General features: G+C 70.7%; 24 protein-coding genes and 1 tRNA gene. 11 read left to right on the top strand and 14 right to left on the bottom strand.

Annotation, left to right across the window (positions count from 1 at the left end; translation table 11 throughout):
- Positions 1–2: 2 nt before the first annotated feature.
- Positions 3–632 carry an alpha/beta hydrolase gene (locus FLP10_RS12265; protein ID WP_149161116.1) on the top strand — a complete coding sequence of 210 codons (630 nt, stop codon included), beginning with the start codon at positions 3–5 and terminating at the stop codon, positions 630–632.
- A 130-nt stretch (positions 633–762) separates the two neighbouring features.
- Here FLP10_RS12265 and FLP10_RS12260 read toward each other — a convergent pair whose 3' ends face one another.
- Positions 763–1,152 carry a DUF5997 family protein gene (locus tag FLP10_RS12260; protein ID WP_149162245.1) on the bottom strand — a complete coding sequence of 130 codons (390 nt, stop codon included), beginning with the start codon at positions 1,150–1,152 and terminating at the stop codon, positions 763–765.
- Between the two features lie 59 nt (positions 1,153–1,211).
- On the opposite strand from FLP10_RS12260, the gene FLP10_RS12255 reads away from it, so the two are divergent.
- The 3 genes from FLP10_RS12255 (at position 1,212) to FLP10_RS12245 (ending at position 4,033) form a co-directional block, all read left to right on the top strand.
- Complete coding sequence (locus FLP10_RS12255; RefSeq protein WP_149161115.1) at positions 1,212–1,934, top strand: LysR family substrate-binding domain-containing protein; 723 nt, start codon at positions 1,212–1,214, stop codon at positions 1,932–1,934.
- 14 nt (positions 1,935–1,948) lie between these two features.
- Complete coding sequence (locus FLP10_RS12250; protein WP_210418398.1) at positions 1,949–3,043, top strand: DNA polymerase IV; 1,095 nt, start codon at positions 1,949–1,951, stop codon at positions 3,041–3,043.
- 243 nt (positions 3,044–3,286) lie between these two features.
- Positions 3,287–4,033 (top strand): glutamine amidotransferase, encoded by a 747-nt coding sequence (locus FLP10_RS12245; protein ID WP_149161114.1) that lies wholly within the window; start codon positions 3,287–3,289, stop codon positions 4,031–4,033.
- Between the two features lie 7 nt (positions 4,034–4,040).
- Here the strand turns inward: FLP10_RS12245 and FLP10_RS12240 are convergent, their stop codons facing one another.
- The gene (locus FLP10_RS12240) at positions 4,041–5,420 is read right to left on the bottom strand and encodes an acyltransferase family protein (RefSeq protein ID WP_246150016.1); all 1,380 of its coding nucleotides are present in this window, start codon (positions 5,418–5,420) and stop codon (positions 4,041–4,043) included.
- Positions 5,421–5,597: 177 nt separating this feature from the next.
- Between FLP10_RS12240 and FLP10_RS12235 the strand changes: the two genes are divergently transcribed.
- A complete protein-coding gene (locus FLP10_RS12235; RefSeq protein WP_149162242.1) occupies positions 5,598–7,190 on the top strand; it encodes an AMP-binding protein in 1,593 nt (530 codons plus the stop codon).
- 38 nt (positions 7,191–7,228) lie between these two features.
- On the opposite strand, the gene FLP10_RS12230 is transcribed toward FLP10_RS12235, so the two are convergent.
- The gene (locus FLP10_RS12230; protein WP_168209192.1) at positions 7,229–8,380 is read right to left on the bottom strand and encodes an acyltransferase family protein; all 1,152 of its coding nucleotides are present in this window, start codon (positions 8,378–8,380) and stop codon (positions 7,229–7,231) included.
- A 113-nt stretch (positions 8,381–8,493) separates the two neighbouring features.
- A tRNA-Ser gene (locus FLP10_RS12225) sits at positions 8,494–8,584 on the bottom strand.
- A 125-nt stretch (positions 8,585–8,709) separates the two neighbouring features.
- On the opposite strand from FLP10_RS12225, the gene radA reads away from it, so the two are divergent.
- Positions 8,710–10,071, top strand: coding sequence for a DNA repair protein RadA (gene radA, locus FLP10_RS12220; protein WP_149161112.1), 1,362 nt, complete (start codon positions 8,710–8,712; stop codon positions 10,069–10,071).
- A 222-nt stretch (positions 10,072–10,293) separates the two neighbouring features.
- Here radA and FLP10_RS12215 read toward each other — a convergent pair whose 3' ends face one another.
- Entirely contained in the window at positions 10,294–10,704 is a 411-nt protein-coding gene (locus FLP10_RS12215) for a dehydrogenase (protein WP_149161111.1), read from the bottom strand.
- 123 nt (positions 10,705–10,827) lie between these two features.
- Between FLP10_RS12215 and FLP10_RS12210 the strand changes: the two genes are divergently transcribed.
- Positions 10,828–11,625 (top strand): VOC family protein, encoded by a 798-nt coding sequence (locus FLP10_RS12210; protein ID WP_210418397.1) that lies wholly within the window; start codon positions 10,828–10,830, stop codon positions 11,623–11,625.
- Between the two features lie 26 nt (positions 11,626–11,651).
- Here FLP10_RS12210 and FLP10_RS12205 read toward each other — a convergent pair whose 3' ends face one another.
- Together FLP10_RS12205 and FLP10_RS12200 are read right to left on the bottom strand one after the other, a co-directional pair.
- Entirely contained in the window at positions 11,652–12,302 is a 651-nt protein-coding gene (locus FLP10_RS12205) for a hypothetical protein (protein WP_149161110.1), read from the bottom strand.
- Between the two features lie 79 nt (positions 12,303–12,381).
- Positions 12,382–12,885 carry an amino-acid N-acetyltransferase gene (locus tag FLP10_RS12200; RefSeq protein ID WP_149161109.1) on the bottom strand — a complete coding sequence of 168 codons (504 nt, stop codon included), beginning with the start codon at positions 12,883–12,885 and terminating at the stop codon, positions 12,382–12,384.
- An 80-nt stretch (positions 12,886–12,965) separates the two neighbouring features.
- Between FLP10_RS12200 and FLP10_RS12195 the strand changes: the two genes are divergently transcribed.
- Positions 12,966–14,348 (top strand): acyltransferase family protein, encoded by a 1,383-nt coding sequence (locus tag FLP10_RS12195; RefSeq protein ID WP_168209191.1) that lies wholly within the window; start codon positions 12,966–12,968, stop codon positions 14,346–14,348.
- Positions 14,349–14,456: 108 nt separating this feature from the next.
- Here the strand turns inward: FLP10_RS12195 and FLP10_RS12190 are convergent, their stop codons facing one another.
- Positions 14,457–16,985 carry an ATP-dependent Clp protease ATP-binding subunit gene (locus tag FLP10_RS12190; RefSeq protein WP_149161107.1) on the bottom strand — a complete coding sequence of 843 codons (2,529 nt, stop codon included), beginning with the start codon at positions 16,983–16,985 and terminating at the stop codon, positions 14,457–14,459.
- A 201-nt stretch (positions 16,986–17,186) separates the two neighbouring features.
- On the opposite strand from FLP10_RS12190, the gene FLP10_RS12185 reads away from it, so the two are divergent.
- Both FLP10_RS12185 and FLP10_RS12180 read left to right on the top strand, forming a co-directional pair.
- The gene (locus tag FLP10_RS12185; protein ID WP_149161106.1) at positions 17,187–17,804 is read left to right on the top strand and encodes a hypothetical protein; all 618 of its coding nucleotides are present in this window, start codon (positions 17,187–17,189) and stop codon (positions 17,802–17,804) included.
- Positions 17,804–18,094 carry a helix-turn-helix domain-containing protein gene (locus FLP10_RS12180; RefSeq protein ID WP_149161105.1) on the top strand — a complete coding sequence of 97 codons (291 nt, stop codon included), beginning with the start codon at positions 17,804–17,806 and terminating at the stop codon, positions 18,092–18,094. Before FLP10_RS12185 ends, FLP10_RS12180 begins: the two co-directional genes overlap by 1 nt.
- Before the next feature lie 3 nt (positions 18,095–18,097).
- Here the strand turns inward: FLP10_RS12180 and FLP10_RS12175 are convergent, their stop codons facing one another.
- Positions 18,098–18,562: a hypothetical protein gene (locus FLP10_RS12175; protein ID WP_149161104.1), complete on the bottom strand. Its 465-nt coding sequence runs from the start codon at positions 18,560–18,562 to the stop codon at positions 18,098–18,100.
- A 115-nt stretch (positions 18,563–18,677) separates the two neighbouring features.
- Here FLP10_RS12175 and FLP10_RS12170 point away from each other — a divergent pair, with 115 nt between their 5' ends.
- Complete coding sequence (locus FLP10_RS12170; protein WP_149161103.1) at positions 18,678–19,733, top strand: pirin family protein; 1,056 nt, start codon at positions 18,678–18,680, stop codon at positions 19,731–19,733.
- Positions 19,734–19,835: 102 nt separating this feature from the next.
- Here FLP10_RS12170 and FLP10_RS12165 read toward each other — a convergent pair whose 3' ends face one another.
- From FLP10_RS12165 to lysS, 5 genes are all read right to left on the bottom strand, one after another.
- Entirely contained in the window at positions 19,836–22,940 is a 3,105-nt protein-coding gene (locus tag FLP10_RS12165) for a M14 family zinc carboxypeptidase (protein WP_149161102.1), read from the bottom strand.
- A gap of 385 nt (positions 22,941–23,325) precedes the next feature.
- Positions 23,326–24,801 (bottom strand): cardiolipin synthase, encoded by a 1,476-nt coding sequence (gene cls / locus FLP10_RS12160; protein ID WP_149161101.1) that lies wholly within the window; start codon positions 24,799–24,801, stop codon positions 23,326–23,328.
- Between the two features lie 6 nt (positions 24,802–24,807).
- Positions 24,808–24,987 carry a hypothetical protein gene (locus tag FLP10_RS12155; RefSeq protein ID WP_149161100.1) on the bottom strand — a complete coding sequence of 60 codons (180 nt, stop codon included), beginning with the start codon at positions 24,985–24,987 and terminating at the stop codon, positions 24,808–24,810.
- A gap of 42 nt (positions 24,988–25,029) precedes the next feature.
- Positions 25,030–25,188: a hypothetical protein gene (locus FLP10_RS17485; protein ID WP_168209058.1), complete on the bottom strand. Its 159-nt coding sequence runs from the start codon at positions 25,186–25,188 to the stop codon at positions 25,030–25,032.
- A 37-nt stretch (positions 25,189–25,225) separates the two neighbouring features.
- On the bottom strand, positions 25,226–26,752 hold the full coding sequence (gene lysS, locus FLP10_RS12150; protein WP_149161099.1) for a lysine--tRNA ligase: 1,527 nt from the start codon (positions 26,750–26,752) through the stop codon (positions 25,226–25,228).
- Positions 26,753–26,859 lie beyond the last annotated feature (107 nt).

Genomic DNA, 26,859 nt, shown 5'->3' with positions numbered 1-26,859 from the left:
TGATGCGCATCGACGACGAGGCCGTGCTGTGGTCGGCCGGTTCCGCCGACCGGATCGGCCGACCGCTCCTACTGCTCCTGCACGGGTACAACTCGCACGAGGGCGACCTGTTCGGGCTCGCGCCGTACCTGCCGCTGCAGCCGGTCATCGCGTCGCTGCGCGCGCCGATCGACGCGGGGTACGGCTTCGCCTGGTTCCCGCTCTTCGATCACGGGGCGGATGCCGCGGCCGAGACCGCTGACGCATCCACCACGGCGATCGTGGACTGCCTCGACCGGGTCGCGCCAGAGGCATCCGGCATCGGCCTCGTCGGGTTCTCGCAGGGCGGGGCGATGGCGCTCGAACTGCTGCGTCGCGATCCCGACCGCTTCGCGTTCGCGGCCGCGCTCGCGGGATTCGTGCTGCCCGCCGAGCGGGCGGGCGATGCGCGCCTCGCCGAGGTGCGTCCGCCGGTGCTGTGGGGCCGCGGGTCGGCCGACGAGGTGATCCCTGCCGACCTCGTCGCGCACACGCAGGTGTGGCTGCCGCAGCACGTCGAGCTCGACGCACGCATCTACGAGGGGCTCGCGCACTCGGTCGACGACCGCGAACTCGGCGATCTCGTGGGCTGGCTGCGGGCGCGCTACGGCTGAACCCGTGCCCTCGTGCCCCCGCGCGGCACTTCACTACACCCACGGCTGCGCCAGTTCGGCGGGTTCTGCGCCACCCCGGATGGCGCAAAGGGCGCCGAAGTGGCGCAGCGGGCGGAATCCTCGCCGCAGGTCAGCGCCCGCGGCCGCCCGACTCGGCCTCGCGCATCGCCGCGCGACCGCGGTCACGGTCGGCGACACGCAGCTTCTCGGCACGCACCTCGGCCTGGGTCGCGCGCTCGCGCACCAGCCACTCGGGCGGCGCCGCGAGCAGTGCCTTGATCTCGGCGGTGGTGAGCGGCTCGGTGATGCCGCCGCGCGCCAGGCCCGAGTTCGAGATGCCGAGCTTCGCGGCGACGACCGGGCGCGGGTGCGGGCCCTCGCGGCGCAACGTCTGCAGCCACTCGGGCGGGTCGGCCTGCAGCGCGTTGTACTCGTCGCGTGTCACGGGGGCCGAACGGAACTCTTCGGGCGTCGCCTCGAGCAGCACCCCGAGCTTCTTCGCCGCGGTCTCGGGCTTCATGGTCTGGGCCTGCTTGCTCACCCTGCCACCGTAGCCGATCGGCCCGATAACCTGATCGGATGGCGCTTCGGCTCGACTACGTGCAGGGCGTGAGCCCCGCGAGATGGCTGCGCGCCTGGGCCGAGCGCCGACCCGACCTTCCGCTCGAGGCGCGGCGCGTCGACGAGCCCGTGCAGCTCGACGCGCTCCGCGCGGGCGAGGCCGACCTCGCGTTCGTGCGGCTTCCCGTCGACGACGACGGCCTGCATCGCATTCCCCTGTGGGACGAAGTGGCCGTCGCCGCGCTGCCGAAGGAGCATCCGCTCGCCGAGGCCGACACGATCACGCTCGCCGATCTCGCCGACGAGCCCGAGGCTCCGGTGCAACCCGACCCCGCGATGACGATGGAGCTCGTCGGCGCCGGCACCGGCTACGCGATCGTGCCGCACTCGCTCGCGCGCCTGCACCACCGCAAGGACGTCGTCGCGGTTCCGGTGACCGACGCCCCGTCCACCCGCATCGCCCTCGTCTGGCGCATCGAGCGCGACGACGCCGACATCCAGGAGTTCGTGGGCGTGGTGCGCGGGCGGTCGGCGCGCAGTTCGCGCGGCGCCGACGGCGCAGAGCAGGCGGATGCCTCGAAGCCCGCGTCGCGCGCCGCCGAGCGGTCGGGCGCGGCGAAGGCGACGAAGCAGGGCGGGGCGAACAAGGCCGGCGCGAAGCATCCGGGTCGGAAGCCCGTTCGCGGATCCGCCGGCCGCAAGCCGAAACGCGGCGGCGGTTCCACGCGGAAGCGCCGCTGAGCCGAGGTTCCGCGATGACCGAGCCGATCGACGCGAGCACACGGTCGTGGGTGCTGCACGTCGACCTCGACCAGTTCATCGCTGCAGTCGAGGTGCTGCGCCGTCCCGAGCTCGCGGGCAAGCCGGTGATCGTCGGCGGGCGGGGCGACCCGTCCGAGCGCGCGGTCGTGTCGACCGCATCGTACGAGGCGCGGGAGTTCGGCGTCGGCTCGGGCATGCCGCTGCGGATCGCGGCGCGCAAGGCCCCCGGCGCGGTGATCCTTCCGGTCGACGCCGAGCGCTACGGCGAGGCATCCGACGTCGTGATGGCGACGCTGCGCGCACAGCCGCGCGCGACCGTGCAGGTGCTGGGCTGGGACGAGGCGTTCGTCGGCGTGCGCACCGATGATCCCGAGCGGTACGCCCGCGACATCCAGGCTGCGGTGCTCGCGGCGACCCGGCTGCACTGCAGCGTCGGCATCGGCGACACGCTCGTTCGGGCGAAGATCGCGACCGGATTCGGCAAGCCGCAGGGGGTGTTCCGGCTCACCCGCGAGAACTGGTTCGAGGTGATGGGAGGCCGGCCCACGATCGACCTGTGGGGCATCGGGTCGAAGGTGTCGCGACGGTTGGCCGGGCTCGGCATCGCAACCGTCGCCGGGCTCGCAGGTGCCGAACTCGACACGCTCGTCGCCGAGTTCGGGCCGCGGATGGGCCCCTGGTATCGCACGCTCGGCCGCGGCGAGGGGGAGCGCGAGGTGGATGACACGCCCTGGGTCGCCCGCGGTCGCAGCCGCGAGACGACCTACCAGCAGGACCTCGCCGACCCCGCGCAGGTCGAGGCCGCGCTCGTCGAGCTCGCCGGCCATGTGCTCGACGACATCGCCGCCGAGGGTCGGCCGGTCGTCGGCCTGACGCTCAAGGTGCGGTACGCGCCGTTCCTGACCAAGACGTACCAGCGCAAGATCCCGGTGACCGGCGACCGCGAAGCGGTGACCGCGGCGCTGCTCGGCCTCGCGTCCGACCGCATCGAGCCGGGCCGGCCGATCCGCCTGCTCGGGGTGCGCGCCGAGATGACGATGCCCGACGAGGCCCGCGAGCCGCACACCCCGACGCGCGGCGGCTGGTGAAGGCCCGCACGCCGACCCTCGACTCCACCGGGGTCGCTCGTGGTCGCTTCGCACGCACCCGAGCGGCAACGAGCGGCCCGCGAGGGCGCGGCGCGTCGGTGCGTCGGTGCGTCGGTGCGCCGGTGCGCCGGTGCGTCGGTGCGTCGGTGCGTCGGTGCGCCGGTGCGTCGGTGCGCCATCGTCCGACGTGCACGGCGCGTCACGCAACTGGCACTCGTCCGCCCGGCGCGGGACGATGGGGGCATGCCCGCCGACCACCGACCCGTGCTGCTCGTCACGGTGCGCCCCGAAGCGGCCGCCGCCGACGCCGAAGCCGAGTCGGTGCGGTTCGCCGCCGACCTGCCCGCCGAGCGGGTCGTGCAGCTGCGCCTCGACCTCGACCCGCTCGACTCGATCGACCTCGACGGATTCGCCTCGGTGGTCGTGGGCGGCAGCCCGTTCAATGTGACGACGCCCGAATCCTCCAAGTCGCCGGTGCAGCGCCGCGTCGAAGCCGACCTGGTGCGGCTGGCCGAGCACGGGCTCGTCCGCGATCTGCCGGTGCTGTTCACCTGCTATGGCATCGGCGTGCTCACGCGCGTGCTCGGCGGCGTCGTCGGCCCCGAATACGGCGAGGCCGTCGGCCCGGTCGCGGTCGCGCTCACCGAGGCGGGCCGCACCGACCCGCTCACCGCCGGGCTGGCCGCGCCGTTCACCGCTCTCGTCGGCCACAAGGAGGCGACGACCGACCTGCCCTCGGGCGCCACACTGCTCGCCGGGTCGTCGACCTGCCCGGTGCAGGTGTATCGCGCGACCGGCTCGCGTGTGTACGCGACCCAGTTCCACCCCGAGGTCACGACCGACTCGTTCAGGGCCCGCGCGACGCTGTACCGCGACTACGGCTACTTCCCGTCGTCCGAGCTCGATGCGATCGCCGAGGTCGTGCGCGGCACGACCGTCACCGAGCCGCTGCGCCTGCTGCAGCGGTTCGTCGAGCTCGCCGCCGAGTAACGCGGCCTCAGCCCGCTCGGCCCGTGGCGGCCTGCGCCGCACCGTCGATCGCGGTCCGCCGCGGGCGCAGCAGCAGCCGCGATCCGACGCCGAGCACCACGCCGACGATCGCGATCCGCAGGTCGAGGAAGAATTCCATCACGAGGAACGTCGGGATGAACGCGAGCACGGCCGCGACGACGACGGCGGCGGCTCCCGGCCGACGCCTGCCCTCGAGGATCGCCGTGGGCACGCGTTCGAAGCGCACCAACCACATCGAGATGCCGAGCACGATCGCTGCGACCACGATGAAGACGATCGGGCGGGTCAGCCACCACGCGACGCTCGCCGGCTCGGGTGCCGCTCCGGGGATGACGAGCGTGAGCCCCATCACGGCGATGATCACGGGCAGGTGCCAGAGGTAGATCGTCATGGCACGGCTGCCGACCACGTAGGCGACCGCCTGCACCGGGCGCGTGCGCATGAACGCGTCGAGGGGGCGGTGCAGCGCCGCGAGCAGCGACGCCTGCGCGATGCCGAGCAGCATGAGCGGCACGGTGGGCGGGTTCAGGTTCACCAGCATGTCGGCGCTGTACCATCCCGCCACGACGGGCGGCGCGATGAGCAGCCACGCACCGGCCGCGAGCGCGACGAGCGTCAGCGCACGGCGGCGGAAGAACCATCCATCGCGGTACCAGAACCCGAGCTGCTGCACGAACAGCCATACGAACAGCAGGTTCACGAGGCCGATATCGACGATGCCGGTCGCGATGCGCGCCAGGTCGACGACGATCGCGCCCGCGGCGAGTACGGCCATCGTCGCCCCCGGGGTGTGCTCGTGCAGTCGGGCCATGAGCGGCACCAGGACCTGGGCGAGCAGGAACGCCGCGAGGAACCACAGCGGCGAGCCCGTGCCCGCGGCCACGTAGGCGAGCATCGCCGGGTCCACGCCGGACGCGGTCGCGGCGCCGATCGCGACGGCGAAGAACACGAACAGCGGCAGCGTCGGCGGCCCGAGCCGCAGCGTGCGCCCCCGCACGAAGTCGACCCAGTCGCCGCCGCGACGCACCAGGCTCCGCCACGCGACCAGCCCCGTGAACCCGCCCGCGACGAAGAAGAGCGGCATGATCTGGCCGATCCAGGTCGCGCCGGCGAACCCCGCCTGGGCTTCGAGCGGGCGCGACATCACGATCGCGCCCGTTGCGTCGAAGCCCACACCGATCATGAGCAGGTGGATGATCACCACCAGCACCACGGCGGTCACGCGCGCGAGGTCGATCACGAGGTCGCGGCCCGCGGGCGCGACTGGTGCGACCGGATGCCTCGACCCGGGCTCGTTCGATACGGGCTCGCCGGAGCCGGACTCGCCGGAGCCGGACTCACTCGGGACGGTCGTCGGTGACCCCACGCGGTTCCTCCGGATGATGCGACGGTCGGGCATCGCCGGCACGGGCGCGGCGTGCACGCAGTCTACGGCCACGCATGGCACGCTCGCCTCGTCAGGATGCGCCGGGTGCGGCGAGCAGTCCCGGGCGATTGCGGCGGCGGACGGATCGGCGTACAACCGATGTGGGAGGGGCACCTCATGTTCACGAGTCCATATGCCGACGTCGATATCCCCGAGGTCCCCGTCTACGACTACGTCTTCGGAACCCTCGCCGATGAGGATCTCGGCCGCGTCGCGCTCATCGACCCCGCAACCGGCGCTGAGACGACCTACGGCACCTTGCGTGCACAGGTCGACGCGTTCGCCGGGGCGCTGGCCGCGCGCGGTGTGACGACCGAGACGGTGCTGGCCATGCTGTGCCCGAACGTTCCGGCGTTCGCCACGGTGTTCCACGGCATCCTGCGTGCGGGCGCCACGGTCACGACGATCAACTCGCTCTATACCGCCGGCGAGATCGAACGGCAGCTGACCGACGCTGCGGCCGCCTGGCTCATCACGGTCAACGCGCTGCTGCCGCAGGCCGCGGCGGCCGCCGCGGCCGCCGGCATCCCCGACGATCAGGTCATCGTGCTCGATGACGCCGCCGGGCACCCCGGCCTGCGCGAACTCCTCGCCGAGGGCCGCCCGGCGCCGGATCCGAGCTTCGACCCGGCCACGCACGCCGCGGTGCTTCCGTACTCGGCGGGCACGACGGGGGTGCCCAAGGGCGTCATGCTCACGCACCGCAATCTCGTCGCAAACGTGCAGCAGGTCCGCCCGGCGTTCGATCTCGAGGCGGGCGACCGCATGCTGGCCGTCCTGCCGTTCTTCCACATCTACGGCATGAGCATCCTGCTGAACTTCCCGCTCAAGCAGCGAGCGACCGTGGTGACGATGCCGAGGTTCGACCTCGTCGAGTTCCTCACGAACATCGAGACGTACCGGTGCACCTACCTCTACATCGCTCCACCGATCGCACTCGCACTGGCGAAGCATCCCATCGTCGACCGATTCGACCTCTCCAGCGCACGCATGGTGGCCTCGGGCGCCGCGCCGCTCGACGGCGAGACCGCCGAACTGGCCGGAAACCGCATCGGAACCCGGCTGCTGCAGGGCTACGGCATGACCGAACTCAGCCCGGTGGCGATCACTCTGCCGGTGGACCGCCCCGACATCCCCCTGAGCTCGGTCGGGGTGATGCTGCCGAACCAGGTCTGCAAGCTCGTCGATCCTGCCACGGGCGCCGACATCGTGGAGTTCGAGGCCGACGGCACGACCCGGCCGGGCGAGCTGTGGGTGAAGGGTCCGAATGTGATGAAGGGCTATCTGAACCGGCCCGACGCCACGGCCGAGACCGTCGATGCCGAAGGATTCCTGCACACCGGCGACATCGCCGTCTACCACGAGAGCGGGTACTTCACGATCGTCGACCGCGCGAAGGAGCTCATCAAGTACAAGGGCTACCAGATCGCACCCGCCGAACTCGAAGCCCTGCTGCTCGGCCACCCCGAGGTGATGGATGCGGCCGTCATCGGCGTGCTCGACGACGACCAGCAGGAGATCCCCAAGGCGTTCATCGTGGCCGCGCCCGGCAGCGCACTGACCGAGGAAGAGATCACGGCGTTCGTCGCCGAGCAGGTCGCGCCGCACAAGAAGGTGCGCCGGGTCGAGTTCATCGACGCTATCCCCAAATCCAGCGCCGGCAAGCTCCTTCGCAAAGACCTTCGCGCGCGGGAGGCCGCCGCCACCTGATGCGGTTCGCCGTCGCGGGCATCACCCGCGACGATCGGCTACTGCCCGCCGCTGACAACCTCTCCCGGTCGCGGCTCGACCGTCGACGAAGCCGGAGGAACCGGCGCGACCACCGTCAGGTACGAGGGAGGATGCCGCAACGACGCGACACCCAGCAGGCGCTCCACCGGCCCGGGGCCGAGCGTACGGTTCCAGATCAGTGCGAACGGCACGCACACGACGAGCACTCCGATCAGGATCCACCACGCGTACGGGCTCTCCCAGTCGCGCCAGAGCGGGTAGAGACGGTCGCTGACGCCGACCTCGATGCCCTGCCACCCGAAGTGCAGGGCGGCGACCCACAGCGGCGTGAGCAGCAGCACGTGGAGCGTGTACACCGACAGCGACAGCATGCCGATGTCGATGAGCGGCCGGCCGAGCTTGGCGGCCCAGAGCCGTACGCGGAACGGTGCGAGATCGAAGGCGAGTGTGGTCACGCCCCACAGCCCCACGGCCGCCGCGGTGGCGAGGCCGGCGGCCGACCACGTCCAGAAGCCGGTCCATCCCGCCGCGGTCTCCAAGGGTCGCAGTACGGTCAACGAGATCACGGCGAGCACCAGTCCGGCGCCGAGCATCACGAAGGTGGGAGCGAGGCGGCCGAACTGAATGCGGTGCAGCAGCACCCCGAGCAGCAGCACGGGCACATAGCCCAGCACCAGGTAGTCCTCGCTCAGTAGCAGCAGCTGGAGGGGCGAGTACGCCATCCAGACGGCCGGGGAGTCCGGCCCGGCGAGCAGCAGTTCGATCGGCAGACGGACGATCGGCCCCACCACGAGCCACGCGACGATCGCGGTGACCAGCCATCTGGTCCGCAGGAACAGGAACGGCGTGGCCAGCACCATCGTCAGCCCCAGGTTCTCGAGCACGACGGGCACACCCGAGAAGTGCAGGCTCAGCAGCACACCCAGCAGGATGATCAGCACCGCGCGCCGCAACCAGGTCTTCACGTAGGCGATACGCGGGCGTTGGGCCGCGCGCGCGAGAGTGATGCCGGCCGACAGGCCCATCACGAGCACGAAGACCCGTGCGTCGAGGACCTCGAAGATGCCTTCGTCGTCGCCGGGGTCGATCGGGAAGTACGCCGCCGAATGGTCGACGATCATGCCCAGAATGGCGAACCCCCGGAGCGCGTCGAGCGACAAGTAGCGCACGCTCTGCATCGTAGAGACGGTGCCGCTCGGGTGTCCAGAGTCGCTGCGGCTCCGCGCGCACCGCAAAACCCCCGCGATCCCAGTGTTTCCACGGGATCTGCGGGGGTTTCAGCTGGCGGTGACGGTGGGATTTGAACCCACGGTAGGGGGTTACCCTACACAACTTTTCGAGAGTTGCACCTTCGGCCGCTCGGACACGTCACCGGGATCGAGTGTAGACGGCGGCGACGGCTCGGCCAAATCGGGCTCGGGCGAATCGGTCGCGGGCGAATCGACGGTCGGCGGGAGTCGCGACATCCGATGTCCGAGGCGCGCGGTACTGTCACCGCATGGCCCGCCCCGCACCGACCTTCCGTTGCTCCGAGTGCGGGTGGTCGACCATCAAATGGGTCGGTCGATGCGGCGAGTGCCAGCAGTGGGGCACCGTCACCGAGGCGGGCGCCGCCGCACCCAGCCGCATGCCGACGGCGATCATCCCCGCGGGCGACCGGCGGGCGCGACCGATCGCCGAGGTCGAGGCCGAGCACACCGCGCACCGGGCCACCGGCATCGGCGAGTTCGACCGGGTGCTCGGCGGCGGCCTGGTCGCGGGCGCCGCGATCCTGCTCTCGGGCGAGCCCGGCGTCGGCAAGTCGACGCTGCTGCTCGAGGTCGCCGCCCGCGTCGCGAGCACCGGGCGGCGCGTGCTCTACGTCAGCGCTGAGGAGTCGGCGGCGCAGGTGCGCCTGCGGGCCGGTCGCACGGGCGCGCTCACGCCCGAACTGTACCTCGCGAGCGAGACCGACCTGGCCACCGTGCTCGGGCACGTCGACGAGGTCTCCCCCGACCTGCTCGTCGTCGACTCGGTGCAGACCGTCGCCAGTTCGCTCTCCGAGGGGCTGCCCGGCCAGCCGAGCCAGGTGCGCGAAGTCGCCTCGACCCTCATCCGCGTCGCGAAAGAGCGCCAGCTTCCGCTGCTCCTCGTCGGCCACGTCACGAAAGACGGCACGATCGCCGGCCCCCGCCTGCTCGAGCACCTGGTCGACGTGGTCTGCCAGTTCGAGGGCGACCGGCAGACGTCGCTGCGATTCGTGCGGGCGCTGAAGAACCGATTCGGCCCCACCGACGAGGTGGGCTGTTTCGAGATGACCGGCGACGGCATCGCCGAGGTTCCCGACCCGTCGGGGCTGTTCCTCAGCCGCTCGCGCACCGCGGTCAGCGGCACCTGCGTCACCGTGGCGCTCGAGGGGCGGCGGGCGCTGCCCGTCGAGGTGCAGGCGCTCGTCGTCGAGACCAAGGCGCCCCAGCCGCGTCGCGTGGTGAACGGGGTCGACCCGTCACGTGTCGCGATGATCCTCGCGGTGCTCGAACGACGCGCGGGCCTGCGGCGCATCGGCGAGCACGACGTCTACGTGTCGACCGTGGGCGGCGTGCGCCTCATCGAGCCGGCCGCCGACCTCGCGATCGCCATCGCCATCGCCTCGGCCGTGCGCGACCGCGCCGTGCCGCACGAGCTCGCCGCATTCGGCGAGATCAGCCTTGCCGGCGAGATCCGCCCGGTCACCGCGGCGAAGCAGCGCGGCGCCGAGGCACGCCGACTCGGGTACACACGATTGCTCGACGTCGACGCGGGCAGCGTGCACGCCGCGGTCGAGCAGGCGATGCGTGCCTCCTCCACGACGCGCGAGCGCGAACTCGACGCGGCGTTCTGAGCGGGGCATCCCGCCGCGCTGCGCCGCCACTGTGCGCATGACGGTGCGCTCCGCCCGAGCCATCCGGTCTGCGCCACTTCGGCGCCGTCCGCGCCAGCGAAGATGGCGCAGGATGCCGCGAACTGGCGCAAAGCGGCAGCGGGGAGCGCGACCGCTGGGCGGGGCAGGTGGCGCGCGCGCCGCGCCGCGCGGACGGCGCAGACGCCACCACCACCGAGGCGGCTACACGTCGAGCGCGCGCAACAGTTCGCTCGGCGACGCCTGCATCGGATGCGGCCCGGCGATGTCGAGAAACACCGTGGTGATCGTCGCCTCGTACCGCTTCAGGAACGTCCGCAACCACGCGGGGCTCTGCAGACCGACGGCCGGAGGCAGGTTCGCGGGCTTGTTCGCCGCATCACTGAACAGCAGCAGCGCGACCTCGCCCGTGTTCGGGTCGCGGTAGGTCCACACTTCGCCGCCGTCGAGCGGGTTGTCGCGCGGCCCCGGTTTGATGAGCGGCACCACGGTGTTGCCGTGGCGCAGTGCGAGCGCGACCGCCGCCATGTCCTGCTTCTCGAGCGCCTCGGCGAGTGCTTGCGAGCGGAACTCGAGGGTCTGCTGCTGCGGCTTCTTTCGCGCCTTGCCTGCCATCCGTCCAGCGTAGCGAGCGTGAAGATGCCACTGCGGCCGCGGTCGATCCCAGGGCCCGGCGGCGTCGCGCGGCCGCGGGGTTCGGCGGTCGCGAACCGTCGGGGGGTGGCATAGCGTGAGACGATGACGAGCCCGACCGAAGACGGCTTCGCGCGCGCGGCGGCTGCCGCGACCACGGTGCCGATGCTTCCCTGCGGCGACGTCGACGAACTGGTCGCATTCTGGACCGAGCTCGGGCTCGAGCTCACCTACCGGCAGCTGCGTCCGAACCCGTACGTCGCGCTCCGAGCCGGTGCCATCGACCTGCACTACTACGGGATGCCCGGCTGGGATCCCGAGGCGAGCCACTCGACCTGCGCCATCGCGGTTCCCGACCCCAGGCCGCTCCACGAGCGGTTCCGCGAAGGTCTGCGCGCCCGCTACGGGCGCATACCGCTCAGCGGGTTCCCCCGCATCACCAGGCCGCGCGAACGCGCGAACAACGGCGGCCTCAGCGGCTTCAGCCTGATCGACCCGGCCGGCAACTGGATCCGGGTGACGCGAGCGGCCGAGTCACCCGTGCGGGCGGGCGACGATGACACCACATCGTGGACGACGACCGCGGAGACCCCGCTCGCGCGGGCCGTCGAGAACGCAGTTGTGGTGGGCGACTCGCACGGCGACGCTCAGCAAGGGCGGAAGATCCTGGTCGGCGCACTCCGGCGCCATGGGGATGCGCCCCCGGCCGATCGGGCGCGTGCGCTCGCATACCTGGTCGAGCTGGCCCTGCGGTTGCACGACACGGATGCCGCGCATCGCGCGCTCGCCGATCTCGAGGGCGTGCCGGCCGACGGCGACGGCGTCGTCCACGCGGCTCTGAGCGAGGCACGGGAGACGCTGGCACAGGCCGACCCACCGGAGGACGCGGGCTCGCGGGCGTGAGGCGTCGGGCGACGATCGGCCGGCGCTCAGAACAGCATGAACTGCTTGCTCGCCTCCGACTCGATGCCGTCCACGCTCACGTCGAGGTGGTAGGACGCTCCCCCGGCGGGCACCGCCTCGCGGGGCTGGTCGCAGGTGTCGGGGCTCGACCGGGTGCGATCCCAGATGATCGGAACCGACGAGCTGATCGGGGTACCGGGGGCGAGCAGCACCTCGGCGTCGACCTGATCGGTCTGGCAGTCGGTCGAGACCCAGTACTGCTCCTCGCCGCTGCGGATGGTGAACACCTGGGCGGTGGTTCCGGCGTTGAGGACGCAGGCGTTCGTGCCGGTGTTCGTGATCGTGACCGACAGCTGCGGCTGCTGGTCGGCCGCGTACTCGGTACGGTCGGTGACCGCCTCGACGAGCACCTGATCGGGTTCGCACGGGTCGCCGTCGGCCGCGGTCGGTTCGGTCGGGATCGCGGTCGCCGGTTCCGTCGACGACGGCGGGGCCTCGGTCTCGTTCGCAGCGGCCGGGCCGCCCTTCGAAGCCGGCTCGCCCTGACTCGCCCCCGGTCGCACCACGATGAGCACGATCGCGACGATCACGGCGACCAGGCCGAGCAGCACGACCAGGCGCCGCCGACGGTAGACCGCGGGCGAGACCCGGCCCTGCGGGGTGCGATTCGTCGACATGTGCACAGGGTACGTCCGAGGTGTGCCCGCCCCGCGCCGCACGCTCGGCGTGCCGAGGCGCCGCCGCCCGTCACGCGTGCTACAGCAGCTTCAGCATGCGCGTGTTGCCGAGCGTGTTCTGCTTCACTCGCGCAAGGTCGAGGAACTCGGCGACGCCCTCGTCGTGCGAGCGCACCAGCTCGGCGTACACGTCGGGGTCGACGGTCTCGTCGCCCATGTCCTGGAACCCGTTGCGCCCGAAGAAGCCCACCTCGAAGGTCAGGCAGAACAGTCGACTGAGTCCGAGCTCGCGCGCGTCGGACTCGAGCGCGGTGAGCAGCGCATGCCCGACCCCGCGGCCGAGCCACAGGTCGGCGACCGCGAGCGTACGCACCTCGCCCAGGTCTTCCCACATCACATGCAGGCCGCCGCAGCCGATCACCTCGCCAGCGGTGGTCTCGGCGACGCGGAACTCCTGCACCGCCCCGTACAGGTCGACCCGCTCCTTGCCGAGCAGGATGCGTCGGGTCACGAGCGGCTCCACGAGGGCGAGGATCGAGGGGATGTCGCTCGTGCGCGCCCGGCGCACCGTGAAGTCGGCCACGCACCGAGTGTAGTCGCGCGGTGTGCGGCCCCTCGAACTGGGGGACCCCAGGCGGCGGCGCCCGAAATAGCATGGCGCAGGTGACCCAAGCACCCGACTCGGCACGCAGTGCGCCGCCGCCGCGCCTGCTCGGGCTCGACGGGTGGCGCGGTCTCGGGGCACTCGGCATCGTGATGGGCCACATTGTCATCTCCACCGTGAACGCCAGCGCCATCTCGGCCGCCTTCACCGCGGTGCAGCCGCTGCACGCGTGCCTGACGATGTTCTTCGTCCTCTCGGGCTTTCTGATCTACCTCCCGTTCGCGTCGGCGCTCGTCTCGGGCCGGCGGCTTCCGCGCACCGGCCGGTTCCTCGCCAACCGGGCGCTTCGCGTCTTCCCCGCGTACCTGGTCATCTTCCTGGTCGTCAACTTCGTCTTCGCGTCGTCCAACACGACGAACGTGCAAGTGGCTGCCGTGGCCGAACAGTCACCGCTGGGCACGATCTCAGATCCGGGCACGCTGGCGGCGAACCTGCTCCTCGTGCAGTCGCTGAGTCCTGACTGGATCAGCACCGGCATCCTCCCGGCCTGGTCGCTCACGTCCGAGCTCGGGTTCTACCTGGCGGTTCCGGTGCTGGCTGCGCTCGGGGTGTTCATCGCGCTTCGCGTCAGGGCTCCGCGTGTCGTCGCGGTCTTCGTGCCTGGCGTGATCCTGCTGGCGCTCGGCCTGGCTGCGAACATCACCCTGGTCGCGTCGTCGGTCGGGCTGGACGCCGACGCGCTCGCCGCGCGCACGTGGGGGCGCACGTGGGAGGCGGTGCTCCTGCACAGCACCATCGGGTGCGCCGACGGCTTCGGCATCGGAGCTCTCGCCGCAGCCGTGCTCGCGATGCTGCAGTCCGGCAAGCTGCGGCTGCCCTCACCAACCGTCGTTCGCGCGTCGTGGGTGATGGTGGCCCTGCTCGCCGCGATCGCGCTCACCTTCCATGTGAACGACCTGGTCTGGGCGTTCACGCTGACGACGGCGGTCGGCTCCGCGATCGCGATGCTGCTGCTCGCGATCGCGCCGGCGGTCGGCGACCCGAGCCGGAACGTGCTGGTCCGGCTGTTCGAATGGCGACCGGCCAGGTTCCTCGGGCTCATCTCGCTGAGCCTCTACCTCTGGCACTACCCGGTGCTGTACTGGGTCCACCAGCACGGACTCCGCATCCACGACTATCCGTCACTGCTCAGCGTCGGCAGCCTGGTCGTCGCGCTCTCGCTCGTCCTGTCGACCGCGACGTACTTCCTCGTCGAAGCGCCGACCTCGCGAGTCCTCCGACGCCGCAGGCCCTCGGCAGGTCCGGAGCTCATCGCCGTGGGTGCGGCGACCGCGCACCCCGCGCGGCCGCAGACCGATGGCCCGGTCGTGCCCGTGGTCGTTCCGCAGGCGAGGCTGATCGGCCGCATGACCGCAGCGTTCCGCCGCGGCACCGCCGCCTGACCGCACGGCCTCCGGCGCAGTCGCACCGAGCCCGCGGACGCGGACGACGCGCACGAGCGAGGGGCGGATGCCACGTGGCATCCGCCCCTCGCTCAGGCAACCGCCGCGCTACTCGCCCGACGCGGCCGCCAGGTCGGGCGTGGCCGAGCCGGTGCCGATCGCGGCCCCGGTGTTGACGCCGACGCCCACGGGCAACGCGCGCTGCGACGTGGTGAACACGAACTCGCCGTTCGTGAAGTCGACGTGCACGTGGTCGCCCGAGTTGAGCTCGCCGTGCAGGATCTTCTCGCTGAGTCGGTCTTCGACCTCGTGCTGCACCGCGCGGCGCAGCGGGCGGGCGCCGAGCGCCGGGTCGAACCCGACCTCGATCAGCCGCTCCTTGGCCGCGGTGGTGAGCTCCACGGTCATGTCGCGGTCGAGCATGCGCTCGGCCAGTCGCTTGATGAACAGGTCGACGATCTGCAGCAGTTCGGGCTTCGAGAGCTGCGGGAACACGATGATCTCGTCGACGCGGTTCAGGAACTCGGGCTTGAAGTGCTTCTTCAGCTCTTCGTTCACCTTCGCGCGCATGAGGTCGTACCCGGTGCGCGAGTCGCCCTCGATCTGGAACCCGACCGGGCCGCCCGAGATGTCCTTCGTGCCGAGGTTCGTGGTCATGATGATCACGGTGTTCTTGAAGTCGACCACGCGGCCCTGACCATCCGTCAGACGCCCCTCCTCCAGGATCTGCAGGAGCGAGTTGAAGATGTCGGGGTGCGCCTTCTCGATCTCGTCGAACAGCACGACGCTGAACGGCTTGCGCCGAACCTTCTCGGTGAGCTGGCCGCCCTCTTCGAAACCGACGAACCCGGGAGGGGCGCCGAACAGCCGAGACACGGTGTGCTTCTCGCCGTATTCGCTCATGTCGAGCGAGATCATCGCGGCCTCGTCGTCGAAGAGGAACTCGGCGAGCGCCTTGGCGAGCTCGGTCTTGCCGACGCCCGTGGGGCCGGCGAAGATGAACGACCCCGAGGGGCGCTTCGGGTCCTTGAGTCCGGCGCGGGTGCGACGGATCGTCTTCGAGAGTGCCGAGATCGCCTCCTCCTGGCCGATGACGCGCTCGTGCAGCGCCTTCTCCATGAAGACCAGGCGCGAGCTCTCCTCTTCGGTGAGCTTGAACACCGGGATGCCGGTGGCCTGGGCGAGCACTTCGGCGATCAGGCCCTCGTCGACGACCGCGGTGGTCGTGACGTCGCCCGACTTCCACTGCTTCTCGAGGCGCAGGCGCTCGCCGAGCAGGTTCTTCTCCTCGTCGCGCAGCGATGCGGCCTTCTCGAAGTCCTGTTCCTCGATCGCCGTCTCCTTCGCGGCGCGGACGACGGCGATCTTCTCGTCGAACTCGCGCAGCTCGGGCGGGCTCGACAGGATCGAGAGGCGCAGGCGTGCGCCGGCCTCGTCGATCAGATCGATGGCCTTGTCGGGCAGGAAGCGGTCGCTGATGTACCGGTCGGCGAGATTCGCCGCCGCGACGATCGCGCCGTCCGTGATCGACACCTTGTGGTGCGCCTCGTAGCGGTCGCGCAGGCCCTTCAGAATGTTGATCGCGTGGGGCAGGCTCGGTTCGGCGACCTGGATCGGCTGGAATCGGCGCTCGAGCGCGGCGTCCTTCTCGAAGTGCTTGCGGTACTCGTCGAGCGTGGTCGCTCCGATGGTCTGCAGCTCGCCGCGGGCGAGCAGCGGCTTCAGGATCGAGGCCGCGTCGATCGCGCCCTCGGCGGCACCGGCACCCACGAGGGTGTGGATCTCGTCGATGAACACGATGATGTCGCCGCGCGTGCGGATCTCTTTCGTGACCTTCTTCAGTCGCTCTTCGAAGTCGCCGCGGTAGCGGGAGCCGGCGATGAGCGAGCCGAGGTCGAGCGAGTAGAGCTGCTTGTCCTTCAGGGTCTCGGGCACCTCGTTCTTCACGATCGCCTGCGCGAGGCCCTCGACGACGGCCGTCTTGCCGACGCCGGGCTCGCCGATCAGGACGGGGTTGTTCTTCGAGCGGCGCGACAGGATCTGCATGACGCGCTCGATCTCTTTCTCGCGCCCGATGACCGGGTCGAGCTTGCCCTCGCGCGCGGCCTGCGTGAGGTTGCGGCCGAACTGGTCGAGGATCTGCGAGCCGCCCTGCGGCTGCTGCTGCTCGTTCGCGCCGACCTGCACCTGCTCTTTGCCCTGGTAGCCCGAGAGCAGCTGGATGACCTGCTGGCGCACGCGGTTGAGGTCGGCGCCCAGCTTCACGAGCACCTGGGCGGCGACGCCCTCGCCCTCGCGGATGAGGCCGAGCAGGATGTGCTCGGTGCCGATGTAGTTGTGGCCGAGCTGCAGCGCTTCGCGCAGGCTCAGCTCGAGGACCTTCTTCGCGCGCGGCGTGAAGGGGATGTGCCCGGTGGGCGGCTGCTGGCCCTGGCCGATGATGTCTTGAACCTGTTCGCGCACCGCGTCGAGCGAGATCCCGAGCGACTCGAGCGCCTTTGCGGCCACGCCCTCACCCTCGTGGATGAGGCCGAGCAGGATGTGCTCGGTGCCGATGTAGTTGTGGTTCAGCATCTTGGCCTCTTCTTGGGCCAGGACGACGACACGACGGGCTCGGTCGGTGAATCTCTCGAACATGCTCAACTCCTCACGACCCCGGTGCGGACGGGGCGTCGTTAGAACGAGCGTAAACATCTCGGCTGCGAGATACGCGGGTGTTCGCCGTGGGCGCAGCGCCGATCGATCAGCGCAGGCCGAGCGAGGCTTGCGGATGTCGCGCCCGGTGTCGTACCGTATCGATCATCGTTACTATCGATTTTCGATATGAAAGGCTGACGGATGTCTCAGACCACGAACCCGTTCCGACTGCGGCCGAGCGACCAGGTGGGCATGTTCCTCACCATCGCGATCGCGGCGGTCGCCATCGGCACGACCGCGTGGATCGCGATCTCGCGGCTCGTCGAGGTGCTGCCGGGCCGTGACGTGCCGGTGCTCGTCCCCTTCATCGGCGAGCCGTCGACCCTGCCCATCGGCCCCGACGGGGCATCCGTCGAGGTCGCCGTCGAGCAGGCCGTCGTGACCGTCCCCTCCCCGGCCATCGCCACGCAGTTCGCGCTCGTGGCCGAGCCCATCGTCGTCGGCTGCTCCATCATCGGCGCGATCGTGCTGCTCGCCCTGCTCGCCTGGAACCTCGCGCGCGGTCGCGCGTTCACGCGGGCGAACACCCGCATCATCTGGTGGGGCTCGGCCGTCGTCACCGGCGGCTGGGTGTTCGGCACGGTCTTCCAGACCATGTCGGTCAACGGTGCACTCTCGGCAGTGAGCGAGTACACCTACGACGGCATCATGTTCTCGACGAACTGGGCGCCGTTCTTCGCCGTGCTGACGCTCGCGGTCATCGGCGCCGCGTTCCAGATCGGCGAGCGCCTCCAGCACGAGGCCGAGGGGCTCGTCTGATGGCGCCCGCCGATCCCGACGAGGCATCCGACGTCCACTGCCGGCTCGACGAGCTGCTCGCCGAACGCGGCATGACCCTCGCGAAGCTCAGCGAACTCGTCGGCGTGACCGTGGTGAACCTCAGCGTGCTGAAGAACGACCGGGCCCGTGCCATCCGCTTCTCGACGCTGCAGGCCATCTGCGACGTGCTCGGCTGCGAGATCGGCGACCTGCTCGTGCTGCGACGCGAGAGGCCGCCGCACCCGACGGGTGCGACGGCCTCCGACGCGGACGAACCGCTCGCGGGTTGACCGCTACTTGACCGGAACCGTCACCTCGGTGTCGGCCACCTGCACGGTGAGCTCTTCGGTGGTGGTGATGTTCATGGGCGTCCAGAAGACGGTGGTGTGCGGCACGAAGTCCATCGTGCACATCCCGTCGCCGTACTCCTTCAGCGAGATCGCGACGGTGTTGCCCTGGCCCTTGGGCTCGACGACCGAGATGCGCTCGCCGATCGGCGCGCACGTCGACGACCCCCACACGGTGACGGCGATCTTGCCGCCCTGCTCGAGCCACATCGCGACCGGCCGGCCGTCGCCGCCCTCCTGCTCGGCCTCGCCCGCACCGCCCTCGTCGTCGCCGGCCGCGTGCTCGACGACGGGCAGCCCCGGGAAGTGCTCGACCGACGAGGTGCCGGGAGCGCACGCGGAGAGGACGAACACGGAGGCGAGCGCGGCCGCGGCGAGCGCGACGCGGCGAACGGAGGTCGAGGATGCCATGCCGACATCGTAGCCCGTGACGCTTCCGCATCGGGGTCGCTCGTCGCCGCCTCAAGCCACTCCAGGCGGCGACGAGCGACCCCGACGGCACGCGGCGCAGGCGTAGCATGCCGCCATGAGCAACCTCGAACGCGACCCCGTCGAACTGCTCTGCCCGCCCGAGCAGCCGACGGCGCCGCTCGTGCGGGTGCTGACACCGCGGGACGTGCCGCTCGGCGGCCCGCGCGCGATGGCCGTGCGACGCACCCTGCCGCAGCGCGGCCGCACCACGATCGGCGCCTGGTGCTTCGCCGACCACTACGGCCCCGACGATGTGGCGCAGACCGGCGGCATGGTGGTTCCGCCGCACCCGCACACCGGCCTGCAGACCGTGAGCTGGCTCTTCGAGGGCGAGATCGAGCACCGCGACTCGACGGGCGTGCACGCGTACGTGCGGCCGGGCGAGGTGAACCTGATGACCGCGGGTCGGGGCATCTCGCACTCCGAGGTGTCGACCGCGGCGACCTCGACCCTGCACGGCGTGCAGCTCTGGGTCGCGCTGCCCGACACCGCCCGCCGCGCGCTGCCGTTCTTCGAGCACGCCGAGACGGTACCCGTCGAGGTCGACGACGCGATCGTGCGGGTGTTCGTCGGGTCGCTGCCGTACGTCGAGCCCGAGGCATCCGTCACCGTGTTCTCGCCGCTGGTCGGCGCCCAGATCGAGCTGCCCGCCGGAGGCGAGGCATGGATCGACCTCGACGAGTCGTTCGAGCACGGCATCCTGGTCGATCGCGGGCCGGTGCGGGTCACCGTGCGCGCGCTCGAGGGCGAAGCGGATGACGCACCCGACGACGCCGACCCGCTGGCCGAGACCGGGCACACCGCGACGCTCGAGTGGAGCGAGCTCGGGTTCGTTCCGGCCGGGCACGACGGCGTGCGGTTGCGGGCGACGGCGGATGCCCCGGTGCGCGTCGTCCTGCTCGGCGGTGCGCCGTTCGGCGAGGAACTCGTGATGTGGTGGAACTTCATCGGCCGCAGCCACGACGAGATCGCCGAGGCCCGGGCGCGCTGGCAGGCCGACGTGATCTCGGGCGGCGAGCCCGACGGGCCGTTCGGCACCGTCGCGGGCTACGACGGCGAACCGCTGCCGGCCCCCGAGCTGCCGACGGTGCGCCTGCGCCCGCGCAGCTGAGGGCGCGCACCGCCGATCGCGGACCGTCGACGACGGCGAAGGCCGCCGCCGACCGGCTGGGGGTCCGGTCGGCGGCGGCCCGTTCACGCGGGGCCCGAGTGGTTACTCGGCTTCGCCCGCGCCCTGCGCCCGGCGCCGTGCGATCAGCACGGCGGCCGCGCCGATCAGCAGCACGCCGGCGCCGATCGCGATCGGCAGGGCGAGCTCCACGCCCGTGCCGGCGAGGCCGCCGGCCGCCGACGAGCCCCCGCCGGCGCCGCCACCGCCGCTGCCGCTGCCGCCGGTACCGCCGGTGCCGCCACCCGTTCCGGGCCCGCCGGGGCCGGGCTCGTTCGGGACCTCCACCTCGACCGGCACGACCGTCAGGTCGTCCCATCCGAGCAGCTCGCCCGACTCGGTGAGCACCGCGACCCGGTGCTCGCCGATCGTGGTGTCCGCCGGGATGGTCGTCTCGTAGCCGTCGCCGACGACCGCGGCCGTGCCGAGCGACACCGGCGTCGAGAAGAGCACGGTCTCGAGAACCGCACCGTCGTGCTCGGCGCCCACGGTCACGCGGATCGTCTCGCCGGGCTCGGCCTTGTCGGGAACGCTGATCGTTCCGCGCACATCATCGGTGAGGTCCTCCTCGATGACCGGCGGCACGACCGCCGCTCCCTCATCGCCCGCGGCCCAGAACAGGCTGCGCGCGATGTCGGGGTAGCTGCCGACGGGGTGGGTGCGGTAGTTCACCGACGTGCCGAGCAGCACGACTCGCGAGCCGGTCGGACCGGTCGCGGAGACCACCGACGCCTTGCCCGCGGCATCCGCCTGGGCGCGACCGTTCGATGCCGCCCAGTGGCCGGCGATGAACGGTGCCTCGCCGGCGTAGGTCTGCTCGACCGCGGCGTTGTCGCCGAGATCGGTGTACCAGACCGCCGGGGAGACGAACGCGGTGTCCTTCGCGTAGGTCGACAGCAGCCCGCCGTCCGCGTCGGAGACCCGCACGATGCCGTTCGACCCGCTCGTACCGCTCGTGGCGGTGACCGCGACGAGTCCGAACGTCGTGGCGAACGATGAGATCGCGGTGCCCTTGCCGACCACGCCCTTGCCCGCGTCCAGGAACTCCTGCACCTTCGCGGCACCGCCGGCGTTGCCGCCGGTGAAGGCGAGATTGGCGCCGATCCAGAGCACGTCGACCTCACCCAGGTCGATCTCGCCCGACGTGATCGACGACGCGCTCAGCAGCCGGATGTCGGTGAAGCCGAGCCGCTGCAGGGTGACGCGGTCGTCCTGGGTGCCGGTGTAGCCGACCACGAGCCGGTCGAGCGCCTGGCTCGGCTCGGTGCGCAGTCGCAGGCCGTCGCTCGCGGTGAACGCGACGCCGTACGCGTCGGCGACCGTCTGCGCCGCCGCCCGGTCGGAGCCGCGGACGATCACGCCGCCGTCTTCGAAGGCCGACACCGCGACGCCCGCGTCGAGCAGGGCGTTGATCGCCTGGTACTCCGCGGCGCCCGCTGTCGCGAGCTCGAGGTAGGCGGCCTCGGGCACCGATCCGGTGGCCGCTGCGGCGTCGACGGCCTCGACCGCGACGGGCAGCGAGGCATCCGTCGTCGAACCCACCGCAACCACGTCGGCGCCCCAGAGCAGCGCGAGGCTCCACGCCGAGATGTCGTACATCGCGGCCGTGCGGTCCGTGATGTCGGTGCCGTCGGCGAGCAGCACGTTCGCCATGCCGCGCAGCGGCTGGTGCATGTCGACGACGTAGCTGCCGGCCGGGTACTCGGCGCCGTCGGCCGAGAACGCCGCGGTCGCCCGCGACACCTCGACGCCGTTCGCGATGAGCTGGTCGACCAGGCGCGCCGCGTCGGTGTCCGAGCGCTGGCCGTCGCCCATCGGGATCACGTAGGCACGCGGGAACTCGGCACGGAACACGTCGCTCTCGTCCCAGATCTCGGCCCACTGGTCGGGGCCGGGCACGGTCGCCGGGTCTGGATCGGCCGGGATCGTGCGCAGTTCCTCACCCGCGGCACCCCGGCGGAAGATCTCGATCTGGTTCTCGAGCAGCGCGTCGGCGTTGGTCGCGACGTAGTCGACCGCGGTCTCGATGACGACCTTCGCGACCTGCACGTTCACGAGCGTGTTCGCCTGGTTCGTCTCGGCATTGTTCGTGCGGCCGAGCGGCAACTCGACGGTGTTCGTGACGGCGCCCTGGTAGGCGATGAACTGCGGCGTGAAGATCGGCGGCCAGTCGTCCCAGCCGGCGCGGATGTCGCGGTAGGGGATCTTGATCTTGCCGGTGTTCTCCGTGGTCGCGTTGCCGTTCGCCGCGAGGTACGTGTTGCCGGGGATGTTCGCCTCGACGACGGCCTGCTCGATGTCGAGCGCCGCCTCGTAGGCGTGCGGCAGGAAGAGGTCGTACTCGTAGTTCTCGCCGTGCGGCGGGCCGCAGGGCTCGATCTGCAGCACGTTGGTGTACCCGTGCAGGTCGACGTAGAAGGTCGGCTGGATCACCCCGGCGAGGTCGCGAATGATGCGGGCCTCGGGCGTCACGCCCGTGATCATGTCGCGGTTCGCATCGAATCCGTCGCCGTTCGCACGCTGGCCGAGCGCGCGCCCGTCGGGGTTGTTCGTGACGGTGAAGTAGATGCGGTAGCCGTCGAGCAGCTCGCCGACTTCCTCGATCGGCGCGGTCGCGAGGTACTCGATGTAGGGCAGCACACCGTCGGTGCCCTCCCACTCGTTGCCGTGGATGTTCGCGTTGAACCAGATGGGCACCTTGTAGCCGGCCATCAGCTCGGCATCGGCGGCCGCTGCGGCCGCGTCGTGCTTGATCTCGCTGCGCCACTCGGCCTGTTGCGCGGTCTGCGCGGGCGTCTCGGGCGCCGTGATCGTCACGAGGTGGATGTCACGGCCGAGCACCGACTGGCCGACGACCTGCACCGAGATGCGGTCGCTCTGCGCCTGCAGCTGATTGAGCCTGGGCGCGATCTCGTGGTACGGCACCGCGCCGCGCGCGATCGAGGCGTCGTCGGGCAGCACGTCGACGGGGGCGAGCACCGTCTGGGCGGGGTAGGACGCCGGTGGTGCGACCAGCGGCGAGATCGGGAAGCTGATGGGCAGCGCGCTCGGGGTCGGCGTGGCCGCCTGCGCTGGCATGACTCCGGTGAACAGCGTGGCTGCGGCGAGCGCAGCCACCCCGGCCCCGGAGACGACGCGTCGGAACGTCATGGATTCTCCAGTTCGATTGCGGGGTGTCACTTGGGGTGCTACCCGGCCTGGATCTGCAGACCTCGGGTGTTCGCGCGTTCGAGCGGGTGGCAGGAAACGCGCGTTTCAACAGTCAATCACGCAGCCAAACTGTGTTGTCACGACTTCTGCGCAGATTTCATGCGTACTTCGGCGAATCGCTGCATCATTGTTGCAAGCATTGTCTCAGCCCGCGCACGCCGATCACCGCCGATCGCGGGCCGGTTTCCGAGCGAGCCTCACGTGGCGGGACGATGCGATGCTATGGAGCGCGTGTTGCAGGAACGTGTCGGCCGCGCGACGATCGCCGCCAGGGTCGCGGGCACCCGGGTCGGGGCCGACGCGCCCGCACCTCGCGGGCGGTGCGCTACTGCAGCGCGCTCGTGAGCCGCGCCAGATTGTCGAGCACCGTCGAGCGCAGCGGCTGCTGCAGCCACTCCTCGAGCGTGAGTTCGCGGCTCTCGCGACGGTACGACGCCTCGACCTCGCGCATCTCTCGCACGAACGAGGCGCCGCGCACGAGCAACGAGACCTCCATGTTCAGCTCGAACGAGCGGATGTCCATGTTGCTCGACCCGATGACCGCGACGTCGTCGTCGATCGAGAAGTGCTTCGAGTGCAGGATGTACGGCGCCCGGTACATGTAGATCTTCACGCCCGCGCGCAGCAGCGCCTCGTAGTACGAGCGCTGCGCGTGGTAGACGAGCGCCTGGTCCCCGATCTCGGAGACGAACAGCTCGACGTGCACGCCGCGCTGGGTCGCGCCGCTGATCGCGTACAGCATCGCCTCGTCGGGCACGAAGTACGGGCTCGTGATGATGACCTGCTCGCGTGCTGCGTACAGGAGCGCGAGGAACAGCTTCAGGTTGTTCTCGTTCGAGAACCCCGGCCCGCTCGGCACGACCTGGCAGTCGAGATCCTGTGCGGCGCCCTCTTGCTCGAACGCCGACACGAACTCCTCACGGCGCGGGGCCTCGCCCGTCTCGAGGTACCAGTCGGTCGCGAAGATCGCATCCAGCCCCGACACGATCGGGCCCTCGACCTTCGCCACGAGCTCCTTCCACTTGAGCCCGCGTCGCAGGTTCGACGGCTTGTTGTAGCTGCGGTCGATGATGTTCTGCGACCCCATGAACCCGACCTCGCCGTCGACGACGAGGATCTTGCGGTGGTTGCGCAGGTCGGGTCGCTGGTACTTGCCCTTGAACGGCTGCACGGGCAGCATGAGCTGCCACTCCACGCCCATCTCGGTGAGCTTCTGCAGGGTCGCGCGGTAGCCCTTCACCCGGTACGAGGCGACGTGGTCGAGCAGCACCCGCACCTCGACGCCGCGCGCGGCGGCCTCGCCCATCGCGTCGAAGAAGTCGGCGGTCGTCTCGTCGTAGGCGAAGATGTAGAACTCCGCGTGCACGTACCGCTCGGCGCCGCGGATCGCGGCGGCCATCGCCGCGAGCGACCCGTCGTAATCGCTGATCAGGCTCGCACTGTTCGAGCCGATGAGCGGCATCGCCCCGAGGTTGCGATTCATGCGCACCACGCCCTCGAACCATGCCGGCCACGACCCGCTGTCGCTGACGCGCTCGACGCCGTGCGTGGACTCGAGGATGTACCGGTTCACCTCGGCCTGCTTCGCGCGGCGCGCCTTCGGCAGCTTCGGGTTGCCGATCAACAGGAAGAACAGCACGCCGATGAACGGGATGAAGAAGATCGCGAGCAGCCACGCCATGCCCGCGGTGGGCCGACGATTGCGCGGCACGACGATGATGGCCGTGACGCGGATCACCAGGTCGAGCGCGATGAGCAGGGCCGCGACGACCAGCGCCGTCGTCTCCCCCGTGCCCCCCATGCCCGGCTAGCTCGCCGGTCGTTCCCGAGCGGCGCGCTTCGCGCGCTCTTCGGCTTCGATCCGGGCGTAGGCGTCGCGCTCGGTGCGATCGGCCCGGAACAGCGCGCGCATCACGAACCAGAAGATGAGCCCGATGAGCACGGTCGGCGCGAGCGACCAGATCGCGTTCGCCCAGAAATCGTCCATAGTCCCCTCAGACTACCTGTGGATGTCTCACTGCCGGATGTCTCACTGCCCGCCGGTGATGATGCCCCACACGCCCGAACCGATCAGGTACAGGCCGATCGCCCCGACGATGATCCAGATCGCGACGCGAGTCGTCGACGGCTTCTTGGGGTCGCGAGGCTCGAGCTCGTCCTTGGGCAGGTAGTCGTTCATGCGGGGCATCCGTTCATGCGAGGCATCCGTGTGGCTGTGGCATCCGCTACTTGACCAGCGGGAAGAGGATGGTCTCGCGGATCCCGAGGCCCGTGATCGCCATGAGCAGCCGGTCGATGCCCATGCCCATGCCGCCCGAGGGCGGCATGCCGAACTCGAGCGCGCGCAGGAACTCCTCGTCGAGGCGCATCGCCTCGGGGTCGCCGCCGGCGGCGAGCTTGGCCTGCTCGACGAACCGCTCGCGCTGCACGACCGGGTCGACGAGCTCGGAGTAGCCCGTCGCGAGCTCGAAGCCGCGGATGTAGAGATCCCACTTCTCGACCACGCCGGGGATGCTGCGGTGCCAGCGCACGAGCGGGGAGGTGTCGAGCGGGAAGTCCATCACGAACGTCGGCGCGACCAGGTGGGCCTTCACGTGGTGCTCCCAGAGCTCTTCGACGTACTTGCCCGGCAGCGGGTGATCGATCTCGATGCCCGCGGCGTCGGCCAGCTCCTTCAGGCGTGCCATCGGCGTCTCGGGGGTGATCTGCACGCCGACCGCGTCGGAGAGCGAGTCGTACATCGAGATGCGCGCCCACTCGCCGCCGAGGTCGTATTCGGTGCCGTCGGCCCAGGTGACCACGTGCGAGCCCGACACCGCGACCGCCGCGTCCTGGACGAGCTGCTGGGTGAGGTCGGCGATGCCGTGGTAGTCGCTGTACGCCTGGTAGGCCTCGAGCATCGCGAACTCGGGCGAGTGCGTCGAGTCGGCACCCTCGTTGCGGAAGTTGCGGTTGATCTCGTAGACCCGCTCGATGCCGCCGACGACGGCGCGCTTCAGGTACAGCTCTGGCGCGATACGCAGGTAGAGCTCGGTGTCGAAGGCGTTCGAGTGCGTCACGAACGGGCGAGCGGATGCCCCGCCGTGCATGACCTGCAGCATCGGGGTCTCGACCTCGATGAACCCGCGGCTTGCGAACGTGGTGCGCAGGCTGGCGTTGACCTTGGCGCGGTCGATGACGTTGCGCCGGGCCTGCTCGCGCGCGATCAGGTCGAGGTAACGGCTGCGCACCCGGGTCTCTTCGCTGAGCTCGTTGTGCAGGTTCGGCAGCGGCAGCACGGCCTTCGCCGCGATGCGCCACTCGCTGACCATGATCGACAGCTCGCCGCGACGGCTCGTGATGACCTCGCCCTCGACGAACACGTGGTCGCCGAGGTCGACGAGCTCCTTCCACGCCTGGAGCGACTCCTCGCCGACCTCGGCGAGCGAGACCATGGCCTGGATGCGGCTGCCGTCGCCCGACTGCAACGTCGCGAAGCACAGCTTGCCGGTGTTGCGCGAGTAGACGACCCGGCCGGCGAGCCCGACCCGCTCGCCCGACTGCTCGTCGACGCCGAGGCCGACGAAGCGGTCGCGCACCTCGGGGATCGTCGACGTGATCGGCAGGCTGACCGGATACGCCCCGCCACCGAGGTCGGCGCCGTCGTTCAGGCGGTCGCGCTTCGCGAGCCGCACGGCCTTCTGCTCGGAGATCTCGGCGGCGATCTCCTCAGCGGTGGGCTCGTCGGCGGCGGCGTTCTGCGTGTCGGCCATGGCTCTCTCTCGTGCGGCGGAAAACAGCATCCCAAGCCTACGCTGCCGACCTCGGCGCGCCTGATCGCGGCCGCCCGAGGCATCCGCAGCACTCGTCGCTCGTCCGG

Origin of the sequence: Agromyces intestinalis, assembly GCF_008365295.1 — a bacterium.
Lineage (GTDB): Bacteria > Actinomycetota > Actinomycetes > Actinomycetales > Microbacteriaceae > Agromyces > Agromyces intestinalis.
Note: the sequence above shows the minus strand (reverse complement) of the source record. Positions and strands in the feature narration are given on the sequence as shown.